20 protein-coding genes are annotated in these 15,879 nt (G+C 25.8%); 2 read left to right on the top strand and 18 right to left on the bottom strand.

What is annotated here, in order from left to right; translation table 11 throughout:
* The first annotated feature begins 164 nt into the window (after positions 1-164).
* On the top strand, positions 165-392 hold the full coding sequence (locus tag JOC62_RS02290; protein ID WP_204593536.1) for a hypothetical protein: 228 nt from the start codon (positions 165-167) through the stop codon (positions 390-392).
* Positions 393-477: 85 nt separating this feature from the next.
* On the opposite strand, the gene JOC62_RS02285 is transcribed toward JOC62_RS02290, so the two are convergent.
* Positions 478-645, bottom strand: a complete 168-nt coding sequence (locus tag JOC62_RS02285) for a hypothetical protein (RefSeq protein WP_204593535.1) — start codon at positions 643-645, stop codon at positions 478-480.
* Positions 646-937: 292 nt separating this feature from the next.
* On the opposite strand from JOC62_RS02285, the gene JOC62_RS02280 reads away from it, so the two are divergent.
* On the top strand, positions 938-1,228 hold the full coding sequence (locus JOC62_RS02280; RefSeq protein WP_204593534.1) for a hypothetical protein: 291 nt from the start codon (positions 938-940) through the stop codon (positions 1,226-1,228).
* Positions 1,229-1,326: 98 nt separating this feature from the next.
* Here JOC62_RS02280 and JOC62_RS02275 read toward each other — a convergent pair whose 3' ends face one another.
* The 17 genes from JOC62_RS02275 to JOC62_RS02195 form a co-directional block, all read right to left on the bottom strand.
* Positions 1,327-2,070, bottom strand: a complete 744-nt coding sequence (locus JOC62_RS02275) for a TIGR03943 family putative permease subunit (protein WP_204593533.1) — start codon at positions 2,068-2,070, stop codon at positions 1,327-1,329.
* A gap of 3 nt (positions 2,071-2,073) precedes the next feature.
* A complete protein-coding gene (locus JOC62_RS02270; RefSeq protein ID WP_204593532.1) occupies positions 2,074-2,979 on the bottom strand; it encodes a permease in 906 nt (301 codons plus the stop codon).
* Entirely contained in the window at positions 2,969-3,610 is a 642-nt protein-coding gene (locus tag JOC62_RS02265; RefSeq protein WP_204593530.1) for a GTP-binding protein, read from the bottom strand. The genes JOC62_RS02270 and JOC62_RS02265 overlap by 11 nt, the downstream gene beginning before the upstream one ends.
* Before the next feature lie 16 nt (positions 3,611-3,626).
* Positions 3,627-4,628 (bottom strand): CobW family GTP-binding protein, encoded by a 1,002-nt coding sequence (locus JOC62_RS02260; RefSeq protein ID WP_204593529.1) that lies wholly within the window; start codon positions 4,626-4,628, stop codon positions 3,627-3,629.
* A 150-nt stretch (positions 4,629-4,778) separates the two neighbouring features.
* Positions 4,779-4,964 carry a hypothetical protein gene (locus JOC62_RS02255; RefSeq protein ID WP_204593527.1) on the bottom strand — a complete coding sequence of 62 codons (186 nt, stop codon included), beginning with the start codon at positions 4,962-4,964 and terminating at the stop codon, positions 4,779-4,781.
* A gap of 37 nt (positions 4,965-5,001) precedes the next feature.
* On the bottom strand, positions 5,002-5,406 hold the full coding sequence (locus tag JOC62_RS02250; RefSeq protein WP_204593526.1) for a hypothetical protein: 405 nt from the start codon (positions 5,404-5,406) through the stop codon (positions 5,002-5,004).
* 60 nt (positions 5,407-5,466) lie between these two features.
* Complete coding sequence (locus JOC62_RS02245; RefSeq protein WP_204593525.1) at positions 5,467-5,937, bottom strand: hypothetical protein; 471 nt, start codon at positions 5,935-5,937, stop codon at positions 5,467-5,469.
* A 22-nt stretch (positions 5,938-5,959) separates the two neighbouring features.
* On the bottom strand, positions 5,960-6,418 hold the full coding sequence (locus JOC62_RS02240; RefSeq protein ID WP_204593523.1) for a hypothetical protein: 459 nt from the start codon (positions 6,416-6,418) through the stop codon (positions 5,960-5,962).
* Between the two features lie 277 nt (positions 6,419-6,695).
* Positions 6,696-7,748, bottom strand: a complete 1,053-nt coding sequence (locus tag JOC62_RS02235; RefSeq protein WP_204593522.1) for a YdcF family protein — start codon at positions 7,746-7,748, stop codon at positions 6,696-6,698.
* 340 nt (positions 7,749-8,088) lie between these two features.
* A complete protein-coding gene (locus JOC62_RS02230; protein WP_204593521.1) occupies positions 8,089-8,631 on the bottom strand; it encodes a ferritin family protein in 543 nt (180 codons plus the stop codon).
* Positions 8,632-9,089: 458 nt separating this feature from the next.
* On the bottom strand, positions 9,090-9,452 hold the full coding sequence (locus tag JOC62_RS02225) for a YccF domain-containing protein (RefSeq protein ID WP_204593520.1): 363 nt from the start codon (positions 9,450-9,452) through the stop codon (positions 9,090-9,092).
* Positions 9,453-9,781: 329 nt separating this feature from the next.
* On the bottom strand, positions 9,782-10,324 hold the full coding sequence (locus JOC62_RS02220; RefSeq protein ID WP_204593519.1) for an NADH peroxidase: 543 nt from the start codon (positions 10,322-10,324) through the stop codon (positions 9,782-9,784).
* A 733-nt stretch (positions 10,325-11,057) separates the two neighbouring features.
* Positions 11,058-12,011, bottom strand: a complete 954-nt coding sequence (locus JOC62_RS02215; protein ID WP_204593518.1) for a helix-turn-helix transcriptional regulator — start codon at positions 12,009-12,011, stop codon at positions 11,058-11,060.
* Positions 12,012-12,358: 347 nt separating this feature from the next.
* Positions 12,359-13,138, bottom strand: a complete 780-nt coding sequence (locus tag JOC62_RS02210; protein ID WP_204593517.1) for a sulfite exporter TauE/SafE family protein — start codon at positions 13,136-13,138, stop codon at positions 12,359-12,361.
* A 22-nt stretch (positions 13,139-13,160) separates the two neighbouring features.
* On the bottom strand, positions 13,161-13,499 hold the full coding sequence (locus JOC62_RS02205; protein WP_204593516.1) for a DsrE family protein: 339 nt from the start codon (positions 13,497-13,499) through the stop codon (positions 13,161-13,163).
* Positions 13,500-13,770: 271 nt separating this feature from the next.
* A complete protein-coding gene (locus JOC62_RS02200) occupies positions 13,771-14,361 on the bottom strand; it encodes a hypothetical protein (RefSeq protein WP_204593515.1) in 591 nt (196 codons plus the stop codon).
* A gap of 297 nt (positions 14,362-14,658) precedes the next feature.
* Positions 14,659-15,819: an iron-containing alcohol dehydrogenase gene (locus JOC62_RS02195; RefSeq protein WP_204593514.1), complete on the bottom strand. Its 1,161-nt coding sequence runs from the start codon at positions 15,817-15,819 to the stop codon at positions 14,659-14,661.
* Positions 15,820-15,879: the final 60 nt, after the last annotated feature.

The raw sequence follows: 15,879 nt of genomic DNA, 5'->3' as shown, positions 1-15,879 counted from the left end.
TAATAAATTTATTTTAATTGTTTTTATAGGATTTTATAAAATACTTATTAATATAGTTCATACTCCATTAAGATTTTACAATATATGAAGTTTTCCTAATTAGATAAATTTGTATAAAAAAGATATAATATAATCATTAAATTATGACTAGGAGGAATACTATTATGCCAAGAAAATCTCTTATTCTAACAATACTATCTTTTGGAGTATTTATTGTAACATTAGTTTTACTTGCTTGGTGCGTTGGATATAAAAAGCAATATAATCTTATGGAAAGTTTAAATGTACCACTTGTTATGTCTGCATTTGCTTTTATAATAAACTTTAGAAACTACAGAAAATTTGGTAAAGAACAAGATAAAGCTAGAGCTAAAATAAAAGTTAGAAATTAATAACTTAATTTCATCTAAAAAATCCTATAAAAACAATTAAAATAAATTTATTAATTGTTTCTATAGGATTTTTTATTATTTGTCCTTATATATTTTCTTGTTTATTTTCACTCTCTATGTTTAATTTTTCTACAATTTTATTTAACGTCTTATTTATGCGTTTAGCTTCTACTATAAGCTGATTTAAAAATAACATTATACTTAGTAATAATACTACTAAGATTAATGCAAATATACTAAAATATATATCCACAATTATTCTCCTCCATTTCTTTGATAGGTAAATATTCTTATTTTTATAATATCAAACATAATCATATAATTTTAACTTTTACACTAATATTAATAAAAAAATTAATTCTTTACTATATAATTAAGAATTAAATCTTCTTAATTTAGTAATTATTTGTTTACTCTTTTGCACCTAATATACATACATATTTAAAATCTAGTATTAATTCTTATTACATCAATGGTGCTATAATAAATATAAAGTAATTATTACTAAAACTAATTATTAAGAATTTTTCAAGAGGTGAATTAAAATGGGTAAATTAAAAGAAGAATTTGAGAATGAAGTATCTAAAATAAAAGAAAAACATGAAGAACACAAAGAAGAAAGAAAAGAGCATAAACAAGAAAAGGCTGAATATAAAAAAACTGTAGCAGAAAAAACAAAGGAATTTAAAGCTGAAGAATCTCAAGATGAGGAAGCAAAACTAAAAAAGGAAACTAAGCAAAGAATAAGGTCAATAAAAAAAGAAATTCCAAATAATATTAAAGAAGAAGCAACTCAAATAACTGAACATGAAATAGAAAATAGTCAGAAGATTTAATATATATTAAACTTTATTATAAATAAAACTACTAAATATTAGAGGGTGTAGAAAAATTTATATAAAATAAATTTTTCTACATTCCCTATTTATATATTTTAATTTGGATATATATATTCACTCTTTGGCTTAGTAACACTAGTTAATTTTTCTACTTTTATTATAGGCATATTATCTTTAATATCTATTACCCCTTCTATTCTAAACCAATCATTTTCTTTTAGATCTACTGTCTTATCATATTGACACATTGGTCCAGCTATTTGTATATCAGCAACACAACAAGTCATTACTTCCCTTGCTATAACAAACTCATTGTTTTTAAAATTTTTCTGTTTATATATAAATCCTTCAGTTTGTATTTTTTCACCTTTATAACTACTAGGATTTTGCATAAGTTGCTGAAATAATCTTGAGTAATTATCACTATTTAAAACCAGTTTATTTTCATCATATTTATTATTTAAATCGAATTTATTATTTTTAGTTATTTTATAAATTTTATCAAAGTTGTCTTTTTCGTACATCAACTCTTTATTTACTTTTTCATCAATTAATTTTTCCCTTAAATTATTCTTGTATATTGGATAAATGAATATAAAAATTAATACAAAAAATATTAAATTACCTCTTCTTACAGCTCTAAAAGTATTTATTGTAAAAGCATTAAAAAACTGATTTATAGCTAATGCTAGAAATATTATAAAAGCAAAAATTATGTATTTATTCATCCTTGGATTTAAAAACACCTCTATTTTATCTGCAATTATTAAGTAATAAAATATAGATGTTATAAGGAACATAATCATAAAATCAATAAGCTCACGTTTATTTAACCTCATACCTTAAGCACCTCCTAATATATTAAACAGAACTGAAGATATGAAAGTAACTGAAATAATATATATTGAAAGCTTAATCACAAATTCCTTTTTAAAATTCCCGAGAAGCATTAATATATTTTTTATATCAAGCATTGGTCCTAAAACTAAGAATGCAATTACTGATCCCCATGTAAAGTTCAAAGCAAATGTACTTGCAATAAAAGCATCAGCTTCTGAACATACTGAAAGGATAAATGCTAGAATTATCATAATAACAACTGATAATATTAGGTTTTTACTAAAATAAGTAAATACTTCTCCTTTTACTGTTACTTTAAATAAGCTTGATATAAAAGCTCCAAAAATTAAATATTTGAGTACACTGAAAAACTCTGATTTTGTGTGATTTAATAATACTCTTATTTTTGAGTAATTATCAAAATCTAAATTTTCACATCCACAATTACATATATAAGTATCTGTATCTATCTCTTCCTTTATTGGTAGATCCTTGTTCTTGTAACTAATATGAATTAAATATCCTATAATAATAGAATTTACTATTCCAAACACTATCCTCATAAAAAATATAAGATGATTACTTGAAAAAGCATAATATGTAGACATAATAACTATTGGATTTACAATTGGAACTGATAGCATAAATGTAACTGCAATAGGTAATGGAACTCCTTTTTTTATTAGTCTTCTTCCTATTGGTATTATTGCACATTCACATACTGGAAAGATTATTCCTGTAAAAGAAGTTATAATAAGAGCCAAAAATATATTTTTAGGAATTATTTTTTTTATAAATTCTTCCGATATAAACATCTGTATCAAAGAAGAAATTATAGATCCGATTAATATAAAGGGAATTGATTCTAATAATAAACTTATAAATACCAAGAAAAATTTATCTATCATAGTCTCTTCTCCTGTACTTTTCTAATGCTAATTTTAATTTATAAAATATATCTATATAAAACAAGCTAGACTCTTTAACTACTTTTTCTATACAGCTTGTACTATTTACTTCTAGAATATAACAAGTTGGGTTTATTTTAAGAAGCTTTGATTTTATTAAATTAATTTCTTTATCACCTACTCTATCTTTATTGTTTAGCATAACTATATTGCTATATTTTATTGGTGATATTAAGATGCTTCCCATATTACTTAGAAATACATTAAATGTGCTGCAATCTGTTAAGTGATATATTGTATTTACTCTATATATCTTTTTTATTAATCTCTTACTCATTACATTAGATAGGTCTTTTAAATCTTTAGTACCATTAAACTCTATTATTACTCTATCTGGTTTTTCATATTTGTATGTGTCAAATAATAATTCTTCTGTTATTTCCTTATATAACATTATGTATTTCACTTTTATATTTTCTTTATTCTTTATCCTACTATCTATACTTCTATTACCTTGCTCACAAAGTAAGATTACTATTTTTTCATTTTTAATTAATGTCTTATTGATTAAAGAATTTATAAATGTTGTTTTACCTGAAGATAAAAATCCTGTTACAATCTCTACTTTCACCTTAAACATAATTATTTTAAGAGAACAAGCTCTCTAGCCCTTTCTTATTTAATCTTTGTCCTATAATACTAACTTTTCCTGTGCCTTTATACTTTACTATATTTATTTCTAATTCATCTGGAACAAAGTTGAATTGGAAATATTCATTTTCATTAAGCTGTACAAATCCCTTTACTCTAAGTATGTCTCCAAAGTATTTTGTTTTTTTTATTACATATCTTAACTCATCTTCTGAAAATATCTTCTCTGTATTTATTCCTATACTTTGAAATGCGGCTTTTGTTCTATTTATAGTACCTTTATTTGCAATTTTAAAACTTCCTTTTTCTATTACAGTCTTTTTTTTATTATTTGCACTTAGTACTGTACTTGTAATCTCGTTATGTAAGAATACATTATTAAAATCTAGGCTATTTTTATTTAAAGTCCTTTTTCTTATATCTTCATCTACCTTTTCTAGATTTAACTCTTCTAAATTATTTATTATCTTAACCTTATTATTTAAGCCTTTTATTTGATTTATAACTTTATCTAAATCATCACCTAAATTCTCCTTCCTACTTATAAATATAAAGTTTGCATTTTTTATTTGATTTATATAAAACTCACTAAAATTTGTTAGATATAAATTAAACTTTGTTCCATCTACTACTGTTATTATCGAATTTATTTCTAACAAATCTTTAAGATTATCTTTATTACATATTGAAACTATCTCTGAAAGTTTGGCAACTCCTGATGGCTCTATTATCATCCTTTTAGGCTTGTACTTTTCTATAATTGTAATTATTCCACTATGGAAATTATCAGCTACGCTACAACATATACATCCTGCATTAATTTCTTTAATATTAATATCTGGATTGCTTATGAGGTCTCCATCAATTCCAATATCCCCAAATTCATTTTCTATAAGTGCAACATCCCTTTTATATTCTTCATTTTCTAATAGCTTATTAATAAATGTAGTTTTTCCTGCACCTAAAAAACCTGAAATTATATCTACTTTAGTTTTCATTCTTTTCCTCCTAGAGATAAATGCTAAATGCAAACAATTTGCATCTTCATATATATTTTTATCATATATGCAAACCGTTTGCAATTACAAATTTATTAAAACTTTACTTAATAATAAAAATACCAGAACTATAACTTAATTCTGGTATTTTTAATCTTTATAAATATATCCTATCTCTTCTTTATTATTATCAAGCCACATTTCCATATAACCACAATCATTACATAAGTAATATTTAGGCTTAATTAATTTAAATGTTGTTATTTTTATTGGTACAGCACTTATTATTTTAATATTGTTAGAATTGCACTTTACACAAGCTCCTTTGTTTTTCATATCTTCATACAAACTCCTATATTTAAATATATTAAATTTAATTTATATCCCAATTTATTCTGTAGCTTCCACTATGTTTTCCTGCTACTTTTATGGTATATTTACCACTTTCTTTTATATCTATGCTCTTAGAAATTTTTTCACTTGGGTTTTTAATACTGTATATTTCATTATTATCTTTATCTAACACAAGTACATTTAGTTCTCCGCTTTTAGTAGTAACATCAATATTAACATCTAATTTTTGTCCTGATTTTAGATTTAATGTTTTATACTGTTCTCCATTAAAACTTTTGTATATCATCTTCATACTACTTTTAGTATTAGAGCCTATAGACATAACCGTCGTAGCATTTCCCCCATGTGGCCCCACAGCAAATGCTACAATTACACAAGTTACAATTATAGCTATCACTGTTATAACCTTGTTTTTTATTTTCATAAATTCTCCCCTTTCTTACCTTTCCTAGCTCCTAAATTTTCTATAAGCTTATATCTCTTATTAATATATATCCTCTATAACATATAAAGTATTGCTATCTTTAAAATTTACCATATATAATTTTGATGAGTCTTCATCTGTTTTTAAATAATAACTGTATGATTTATTGAAATCTGGATAATTTTCTTTTGTAACACTTAATTTTTTAAGTATTTCTTCAATATTTTCTTCTAGAATTTCATCTTTATTATTTTTCAGACTTAATCTCTTATCTATATTTAAGCCTTCTGGGTCTTTAAATTTAAATACATGGTACCTTTGTCCATCTCCCAAAAAACTCTCACCACTATCTTTTGCATACAATTCATCATAATTTTTTGATAACTCAACACCCCAATTTGCCTCTATAATATTCGAATAAATATTATTTTCTTTAATGTAATTATAAATAATACTCCCTAAAGTTATTATTGTTATAACTAAACTTACTATAATAATTGTTATAATATTTTTCTTAAATTTTCTTTTCATAAAATTTAATATTCTCCTCTTCCTAAGCTACTTCTATATAATTTAATATTAGATCTATTACAGCATAGGTATATATTAGATATCCAAAAACTATAGTTAATGTTTCATACATATCTGACATGGCATCTTCATTTATATCTTTAACACTAAATAGATGTGTAAATATAAAAATTAACTCTGGCTTAGTTATACAGATATATCCAGATAATATCATAATCATTGTAGTTACAATTAAAGTAAAACTCTCTTTGTTAGAGATTATATTTAATACAAGTAACCCTAATATAACTATGAGATATGTTACACTTAAAGCTAATTTTGTAGTCTTTTTCTTTTTACTTTTATTAGCTCTATCTAATTTTATTTTTTCTATACTTCTGTTGTATTCATAAATATCACTTTTTGTTAATGTATTCCCACAATCTTTGCAGATTATACATGAATCTTCATTAGCTCTACCACATTTTTTACAGACTATCATAGCCTCCCCCTTAATTTCCAGAGCACAATCTTTCTTAATTTAAAGCTCATTATAATTGTAAATATATTGCATTCACTATTATACTATATTTTCCAATTGCCAAAAAGTAATTTTATTAAAACAATATAACTTTTAGTATAGTTTTTTATTGTATTAAAAATTTGAATCTTCATTATGATACTTTTAGTTAAATATACTCCTTTATTTTTTATTTAATCCTTATAATAAAATTTAAAAGGAGCAGATTATTTTATAATCTACTCCTTTTAGTATATTTTTAAATTATATATCCTAATTCTGCAATAAAATGTAATGCTACAAATACTGCTACAATAAATAATGCTAGTATAACCATTAAGAATACATACCACCATCTTCTAAGTGAAAGTACTCCAATAAATTCTCTTATGAATGCACTAGGTACAAAGTAAAAAGCTGTCTTAGATCCTAAACCTACATTCTTAAGTCCTGCTTTTTTAGCTAATATACCGGCTCTAAATACATGATACTCATTTGTAACAAATACACTTTTATATTTCTTCTTCATTTTATCCATTATCTTTTTAGATAGCACCATATTTTCATACGTAGTTCTAGCTTTATCCTCTAAAATTACATCTTTACTTGCACATCCTTTAGAGACTAAATAGTCTTTCATAGCCTCAGCTTCTGAAATTTGCTCATCTGAACCTTTTCCTCCTGAAACAATAATCTTTGAATCTTTTCCTTTTTTATTTTTTTGCTTTAAATAAAAATCATATGCTTTATCTAACCTGCTTCCTAAAAGTTTAGATACCTCTCTACCTCTTATAAGTCCTGCACCAAGTACTATTATAAAGTCTTTATTCATTCTATAAAATCTTACCCTATAAACTAATGCTGATACTAAAAAATCTAAAAGTAATAAGAAAAATGTTATCGTTGCTAAAAATAGCCAAAATATGAACCCATATATGATTTCCCTTATACCAAAGTCAAATGGTAAAAATGGAGATACTATTACAAATACTATAATTATTAATGTTCCTACCCCTACTATAAAAGATAGCATATTACTTAAACTTCTACCTTCTCTTTTCATCATGGTAATTCCATTTACAATCAAAAATATTATTACTCCAAAGAAGATTAATATTCCTAAAATAAATATTGTTAAGAATACCCCTATAGCTAAACTTTGATTAATGCTCTCTAAAGATAATATTAAATCAATTAGCATAAACATTATTGCATTAAGAAGTATAAATCCATTAATAAGCCTACTTGGATTTTGTAGAAAGCTCAGTAGAAATATAATAAAAATTATAATTCCTATCATAAATAAAGTCATAAGTTACCCCTTTCATCCTATGTTATTATTTTATATTTATATATTAATTTACTTATATTAATATATAAATTATCTTAATTATATGATATCTTAACTCTCTATGTGATTAAAATAATAATGATTCCATAAAATTTAACATAAATCCTCTACTTTAATTATATGTAAACTACATATAATTTATAAATTCATGTACTTTCTTATATTTTCATATTAATAAACCTACTCTCTTATATATGTAAATGCATTTAAATTAATATACTTTAAATTAATTTTATAATAATTTAAAAAGGCTTAGAGAAATTTCTCTAAGCCTTTTAATGCAAGTTTATAACTTTTTATATTATGCAAAATATCTGTCTAATAATCCCTTGAATGCTCTACCATGTCTAGCTTCATCTTTACACATTTCATGTACTGTATCATGGATTGCATCTAAGTTTAATTGTTTAGCTAAAGTTGCTAAATCTTTCTTTCCTTGGCAAGCTCCAAATTCTGCATCTACTCTCTTTTGTAAGTTTGTCTTTGTATCAGCATCAACAACTTCTCCTAAAAGTTCTGCAAATTTTGCAGCATGTTCTGCTTCTTCAAAAGCAATTCTCTTATATGCTTCAGCTACTTCTGGGAATCCTTCTCTATCAGCTTGTCTTGACATTGCAAGATACATTCCAACTTCTGTACATTCTCCCATAAAGTTTGCTTGTAATCCTTCTACGACTCTTGGATCTACGTCTTTTCCAGCTCCGATTCTATGCTCGTCAGCCCAAGCCATTTCTCCAACTTGTTCCATAAATTTATCAGCACCTACTCCACATACTGGGCACTTTTCTGGTGCAGTTTCACCTTCATAAACATATCCACATACTTGACACACAAATTTCTTCATAATTAATTCCTCCTATTTCATATATAAAACACACATTTTTATTTATATAATTTTTATTGATATCTTAGTTTAAATTAAATACAGACATTATAACCATCTTTTGTTCCTTAGTTTTTTATCATAGGTTCGAAGGGTTAAATTCTAGATTAATTAATTTATCTTATACATCTTTTGTTCTTTAAAAATCTTTTGTATCTTAAAGTTTATGTATAATTTATATCCTGTGTTATTTAATAATTTTTATCTATCGCCTGTTTACATTTATTATTATATAATAATAATTATTACTTGTAAAGGCTTGTTTTAAATTTTTCTATAATATTTATAGAGGAATTAAATAAAGTGGTTAAATTTCTTTTAACATAATGAAATATTTTCCACATTTTTATTATAACTTGAACTCTTTCAAATTACTACTAATACCATTCGACAAAAATACTTTCCATCTTTTAATTATATTAAACTACATCTTTACCAAATGGCATAAGTGAAAGCTTTGCAATCTTAATACTTTGAACTGCAAATGGTATTCCTATAATAGTAATACAAAGAAGTGCTGCACTAATTAAATTTGAAATACACATAGCAAGTCCACCAAATATAATCCATACTATATTAAGTATTAGACTTGTTCCACCATCATTTACTGTTACAATTTCTTTTCCAAATGGTGCAAATTGAAGTTTTGCCATCTTAAAGCATTGAAGTCCAACTGGTATTCCAATTATAGTTATGCACCATACTACCCCTAAGAATAACCATCCTAAAGCATTAAATAATCCTCCAAATATAATCCATATTATATTTCCAAGACAACTCATATTAATTCTTCCTTTCATATTTTAATTTTTGTTTAGACTTTATTATTATATACTCTCTCTTACATTAATGCCCTTAATTTCTTATTATTTTTATTTAATACATTGGATTTTATATATTTCAATCCTTATTAAATTCTATATTTAATCTTCATCTCTATGTACTATTTAGATCTTGTATATATTTAAACTTCATTAATCATGACGGACCTTATTTAACATATCTAGAAAATATATTAACTATCCATAAATACAAATAAGGCTTAGGAAATATTCTTTTCCTAAGCCTTATTTGAATCTATATATTTTAAAGGGTAGTGTGAACGCTATTTCTATGCAAAGTATCTTTCAAGTAATCCCTTGAAAGCTTTACCATGTCTTGCTTCATCTTTACACATTTCATGAACTGTATCATGAATTGCATCTAAGTTTAATTGTTTAGCAAGTGTTGCTAATTCTTTCTTACCTTGACAAGCGCCGTATTCTGCATCCACTCTCATTTGTAAATTTTTCTTAGTATCAGCTTCTAATACTTCTCCTAGAAGTTCTGCAAATCTTGAAGCATGGTCTGCTTCTTCAAAAGCAGCTCTCTTATACATTTCTGCAACTTCTGGATATCCTTCTCTATCAGCTTGTCTAGCCATTGCAAGATACATACCAACTTCTGTACATTCTCCTGCAAAGTTTGCTCTTAATCCTTCTAAAATTCTTTCATCAACACCTTTAGCTACTCCTACTCTATGCTCATCAGCCCAAGCCATTTCACCTTTTTGTTCTACAAACTTTTCTCTTGGAGCTCCACATACTGGGCATTTTTCTGGAGCTTCTTCTCCTTCAAATACATATCCGCATACTGTACACATAAATCTTTTCATAACTAATTCCTCCTTGGGTTCTCATAAAATGTCTTTATCTTTTTCGAAACTTAAAAACAAGATCGTTTAGGGTTTTTAGTTATATTTCATAGCTATAAAATCTACTTAAACTCATCTTCTACTTTATATATTAAATTAGTATTTTAATATACTTATCTTTTGTATCTTAGATATTTATCCTTTGTACTTTAAACACTTATCTTTTGTATTTCTATACTTATCTTTTGCATTTATAATACTAATCATATATATCTAAAATTTTCTTTGAATCTCTTGCTACTCATAAACTCTCATCTTCTGTTATCATAGTTTTTACTCATAAACTCTCATCTTTTGTATACTTAATATTATCTTTTGTACTTTTTATAGAGGCCCTCTATAGATATTATGATACTACTTTTTTTGTATAATAAAATAGCTTTTTAGTATATTTAACCATTTGTTTAATGATAGTTTAGAAGGTGTATTTAATGTTAATATTTTCATATCAATATTGTATTTAGATTCCTTTTTGATTATATTTTTATATTATACAATTTAACATTTACAAGTAATTTTTACATTATTTTCTTGTATTTTTAGATTTATATATTTATACGTTTTTGAATGTTTTCACAGACTCTTCTGTAACCCAATTATATATAATTATGAATTCATTTAATGGGCTTTATAATTCGATTATTAATTTATGATTATTAAATATTACATACTAATAATATAAAAAATAATGGGATTATACTTTATATAATCCCATTATCTTTTTGCATTCCTTTATAATTTCATCCCTAATTTCTTTAGGTTCTAAAACTTCAACATTACTTCCCATCTCCATTATCCAATTTACAATATCAGTTTTTCCCTCTATATTTCCACTATAAAGCAAATATCCTTCATTATAATGATCTTCAATCTTTTCTTCTATAACCCATTTATGTTCCTTAAAACATTTTGCATATGGGTAGAATATTTTAAGTTTAACTAAAAATTTTTCTCTACTATTATGTATGCCAAGTCTACTGTTAAGATAGGCCTTAACATCAAAATTCCCTTTATCAAAGGTTTCATCTAAAACTTCTATCTTTCTTATTCTTACAAGTTTAAAATTTCTTATTTTATTTCTATATTCACAATGGGCAAGCATATAGTTTGCGCCTTGATAAATATAAACAGCATAGGGCCATACAGTTCTTATCATATTTTCATCCTTAAGATTTGAGTAATCTATCTTAAGCTTATTTAAATTAATTATACTCTCATTTATAGTAATCCACTTTTGCTTCAACTCATCTGTATTTCTATTTATTCTTTTAAATTGAGCTGTAGCATTGGAATTCCAAAAACTATTATCATCTACTTTATAATTTGATAGGATTTTAGTTATTCCAGAATTAAAGTCTGTCTTTAAAGGAAATGTTCCTGCCTGTAAGTAATTCATTACAAGTTCTATAGCTTTTACTTCATCTTCAGTTAAATCTGCATTAATCCATGCAGTTTTACCTTTTATGCTATAACCTCCATATCTTCCACGCTCTTCTTCTATTAAAATTCCAGCCATACACAAATCTTCTTTATACCTGCTGATTTGTCTAATATCAACTTCTAATTCTTCTGCAATTTCACGCCTAGTCATTTTATTTCTAGTTTTTAGAAGCATCAACATATTTAAAGCATTATTTACCTTGCCCATAATCACTCTCCTCTGTATCTTTAAAAATGTTCTAATTATAAAGCAAAAAAAATGAGATTCCGCCCCCTAGCAAAATCTCATCGGTCAAAATAATTCCCAACTTCCTATCATGATAGCAGTAGTTATTAGCTTAATTACACCCTATACTTTGAGAAAACTTCGTTTTATGTACCATGATTAAAAGGAATTACCGTACAATTATATAATACGCTATAATGGTGACATATAAATGTAACAATACATTTTATTATCTATTTTTCAAAGATTATATTATCATATTATATTATTATTATATATATATTTAAGTAATTCCTTTAATGATAATTTTAATTTTTTAAATATTTCTATTATATTACTCTATAAATGGAGTAACTACTTATAAATACAATAAGTATTATTGTAGCATTAAATATTCTCATTATATTTTTTTCAGACAAACTCTTATTAAGCTTATATCCTAAGAACCCTCCAAGTATTCCCCCTATAACCATTACTGGTAATACTTTCAAATTATAACTTGAAAATCCTGTAGTTACTGCTATTGATAGTATTTTAGCCCCCTGTGAAAATAATATAACTATAATCGAGTTTCTTGCAGCTTCTTTAGTATCCATAGAAAATAACGTAGCAAATATTGCAACATTTATAGGTCCTCCACCAATGCCTAAAAAAGCTGAAATAGCACCTAGAATAATTCCAATTATAGCAATTATTAAACTACTATTTAAATCACGTTTTTTTATTCTATCTTTTATTCTCATATAGAAAAAAACACTAAGTAACAATACTATAATAAGTGTGCTTTGAAGTATTGAAACTGACTCAGAATGCTTATTTATTGAAACTAATATCTTAAGTATATTTTGTCCAATAACTCCTCCTATAATTGAACCACCTGCTATAATCATTGTTCTTTTTACATCTATTTTATCCTTCTTAGCAATCTGCTTCCCTATAGATACCACTGCCATTGCAAATATAGTTGCTGAGGATAGTAAGTTTACTGTTGGAAGAGAATATGAACTAATACTATCTAAAACTGGTTTTATTACAATTCCTCCACCTATTCCAGCTGCTGCACCTATTGTAGTTGCTATTACTGCTAAAAGAAAATATACTATTTCCATTTAATCTACCTTCTTACCTTTATTAAGGCTTTACATAAGCATACCCTTCATTTTGCTTTTTTATAAGTTCCATAACACCAGCTGGAACTATTTCAACAAAATCACAAAGTTCTTCTTTTTTTATTTCCATTTTAGTTAATGTATTGTTACAAGCTGCAAATACAACTCCCTTAGAAGCTAATTCACTAATTTCATTATAAACCCCTAACTTCTTTGCATCTGCCTCTCTTAAATTAACTATTGGGTTGCCATGGACTAGCATCTCAACAGTTAAGGTAGGATCATCTTTTAAAATATTTTTAATATTACCTACAGCCATATTCCATTTATCTTTTTCATTTACATGTACAATAACTTTCATTATAATCATCTCCTAAGCTTTTCTATAGTTTATTATAGAAAATTAGAATGTAACTAGTATGATTAGTTTTTTAACATTGTATAAAGTGTTATACAAATAATTTATTGTTATTATTACAATTACTTATTTATTAGCTTATTTTAGAATATATTATGCACTTTTGACATATATTATATAGATATTTTTATTCTAATTTTCCTTTTTAAATTTAATTAAAAAAGAGATGTCTCTTGATTTTACTAATCTAAGAGATATCTCTTTTCGTTTTAAATTATTGCACTTCCAATTTAATTCCATATATTGTGTATGCATCTTCCCATCCACTAAATATATACATAATATAATTTCCTTTTCTTTCTGGTACTCTTATATAATCAATACCATCATCTTTAGTTGCAAACATTCTCTCATCTAGATCTACCCCCTTATCTCCATCTAGAACACAAAAACCTATGTATTTTTGTCCTCCTTCACTAAAATTTAATTTTAGTTCTTCTTCTGGAGATACTTTATATACGGGTAGTCCTTTTCCTCTAATAATATCATCACTTTCTTCTTTAATTATCTTTACATTACTTTTCTTTTGAGAGTACATAATTAATCTAGCATCTTCTGTTATACCTTCGTATGTTATTTTTAAGGTTGGATTTTTTTCTATTTCATTATTTAAAATATTTCCCTTGTCTTTTTTAAATTCATTATAGTCTTTGTTATAATCTTCTATAAATAATTTCATTCCTGATGCCTTATTAACATCCTCTACACTAATAACCTTTCCTCCATAGAAACCACATCCAATTAAGGCAATCGAGGCTCCTAGGAATAATGCCAATACTAAATAAATCCTCAAACTTTTTTTCATTTCTTTTCCCCCATAATATTTTTCTTTAGTAATTAGTAAACATTATATAAATAAATATATATTTATTTTATCATTTTTGGAACAAGATACCAATTATTTTATTGTAATTTTTTATTATATTTTTTATTATAAAATTTAACTTTTTATTATAATTGTTTTAAATTTTATATTTCACCCTAAAGAAATATACATCTACTGTTTTTATATCTAAAATAACATCTTTTATTAATTAAAGTAACAAAAAAGCTTTACCTAACTATATAGGCAAAGCTTTTTATTAATTTAATTTGTAAAATATTATAGTGCGCCTTCTAATATCTTACGACTAATCTCTAGTGTTATTTGTCCATTCTCTCCTATAGCCGTCATATTATGTTCTTCTAAGGCTTTAAGTAAATCATCAACTTTACTTGCATCAACACCGTAATCTGATAGTCTAGTTTTTATACCTAAGCTTTCGAAGAATTCTCTAGTCTTAGCTATTGCAAGATCTATTCTCTCTTCCTCAGTTCCAGAAGTTATATTCCAAACTCTCTCTCCATACTGAATTAATTTATCTTTCTTTTTATCCCTCATAATATTCCAAAGTGATGGTAATATTATAGCTAATGTCTTACCATGGTCTATACCAAACATTGCTGTAAGTTCATGACCTATCATATGAGTTGCCCAGTCTTCTGGTACTCCTGCCCTTAATAACCCATTTAATCCCATAGTTGCACACCATACAAGATTTGCTCTTAAATCATAATCTGTTGGATTATCTATAGTTTTCTTTCCTATTTCAACTAATGTTTGAAGTATTCCTTCAGCAGTTCTATCTTGAAACATTCCATTTGCTGGATATGTTGCATACTGCTCTAGAACATGAATAAATGTATCAACCACCCCATTAGCTACTTGAGTCTTTGGAAGTGAAAATGTTAAAGTTGGATCTAAGAATGAAAATTTAGGGAATACTAATTGATTTCTAAATCCTCTCTTACCTATACTTGAAGTAACAACTCCACCACAGTTCATCTCTGACCCTGTAGCTGGAAGTGTCACTACTGTTCCAAGTGGCAATGCCTTAGTTAAACCAAAAGCCGCCATTCTATCTCTTAAAAGATCTATAGCATCTTCTCCATCATATTGTGATGCTAATGAAACAAATTTTGTTCCATCCATTACAGAACCACCACCAACAGCTAACAAGAAATCTATATTTTCCTTCTTAACTACATCTACAGCCTTCATTAATGTTTCAAATCTTGGATTAGCTTCTATGCCTCCAAATTCGACTACTTCTCTATTTCCAAGTCCCTTTAATACTTTTTCTAGAGTACCAAACTTTTTAACACTTCCACCACCATAGAGCACAAGAACTTTATCATCCTTTGGTATTAAATTATCTAATTCTCCTAAACGATCTTTTCCAAAAACTATTCTTGTTGGATTATAAAAATCAAAATTCATCATATAAAATTTCCTCCTTAAGTCATAGGTAATCTATTAATCTTTACTTAGATTACCTTCAAT

Source organism: Clostridium sardiniense, from assembly GCF_016907995.1.
Classification (GTDB): domain Bacteria; phylum Bacillota; class Clostridia; order Clostridiales; family Clostridiaceae; genus Clostridium; species Clostridium sardiniense.
The sequence above is the reverse complement of the archived record's forward strand: the minus strand, read 5'-3'. Positions and strand labels throughout refer to the sequence as shown.

Bases quoted from the DNA above. Each gene is read 5' to 3' on its own strand.
- JOC62_RS02195 (WP_204593514.1), bottom strand. From the start codon at position 15,819: ATGATGAATTTTGATTTTTATAATCCAACAAGAATAGTTTTTGGAAAA.
- JOC62_RS02280 (WP_204593534.1), top strand. From the start codon at position 938: ATGGGTAAATTAAAAGAAGAATTTGAGAATGAAGTATCTAAAATAAAA.
- JOC62_RS02255 (WP_204593527.1), bottom strand. From the start codon at position 4,964: ATGAAAAACAAAGGAGCTTGTGTAAAGTGCAATTCTAACAATATTAAA.
- JOC62_RS02250 (WP_204593526.1), bottom strand. From the start codon at position 5,406: ATGAAAATAAAAAACAAGGTTATAACAGTGATAGCTATAATTGTAACT.
- JOC62_RS02245 (WP_204593525.1), bottom strand. From the start codon at position 5,937: ATGAAAAGAAAATTTAAGAAAAATATTATAACAATTATTATAGTAAGT.
- JOC62_RS02270 (WP_204593532.1), bottom strand. From the start codon at position 2,979: ATGATAGATAAATTTTTCTTGGTATTTATAAGTTTATTATTAGAATCA.
- JOC62_RS02275 (WP_204593533.1), bottom strand. From the start codon at position 2,070: ATGAGGTTAAATAAACGTGAGCTTATTGATTTTATGATTATGTTCCTT.
- JOC62_RS02230 (WP_204593521.1), bottom strand. From the start codon at position 8,631: ATGAAGAAATTTGTGTGTCAAGTATGTGGATATGTTTATGAAGGTGAA.
- JOC62_RS02215 (WP_204593518.1), bottom strand. From the start codon at position 12,011: ATGGGCAAGGTAAATAATGCTTTAAATATGTTGATGCTTCTAAAAACT.
- JOC62_RS02240 (WP_204593523.1), bottom strand. From the start codon at position 6,418: ATGATAGTCTGTAAAAAATGTGGTAGAGCTAATGAAGATTCATGTATA.
- JOC62_RS02220 (WP_204593519.1), bottom strand. From the start codon at position 10,324: ATGAAAAGATTTATGTGTACAGTATGCGGATATGTATTTGAAGGAGAA.
- JOC62_RS02200 (WP_204593515.1), bottom strand. From the start codon at position 14,361: ATGAAAAAAAGTTTGAGGATTTATTTAGTATTGGCATTATTCCTAGGA.
- JOC62_RS02235 (WP_204593522.1), bottom strand. From the start codon at position 7,748: ATGACTTTATTTATGATAGGAATTATAATTTTTATTATATTTCTACTG.
- JOC62_RS02205 (WP_204593516.1), bottom strand. From the start codon at position 13,499: ATGAAAGTTATTGTACATGTAAATGAAAAAGATAAATGGAATATGGCT.
- JOC62_RS02290 (WP_204593536.1), top strand. From the start codon at position 165: ATGCCAAGAAAATCTCTTATTCTAACAATACTATCTTTTGGAGTATTT.
- JOC62_RS02210 (WP_204593517.1), bottom strand. From the start codon at position 13,138: ATGGAAATAGTATATTTTCTTTTAGCAGTAATAGCAACTACAATAGGT.
- JOC62_RS02260 (WP_204593529.1), bottom strand. From the start codon at position 4,628: ATGAAAACTAAAGTAGATATAATTTCAGGTTTTTTAGGTGCAGGAAAA.
- JOC62_RS02225 (WP_204593520.1), bottom strand. From the start codon at position 9,452: ATGAGTTGTCTTGGAAATATAATATGGATTATATTTGGAGGATTATTT.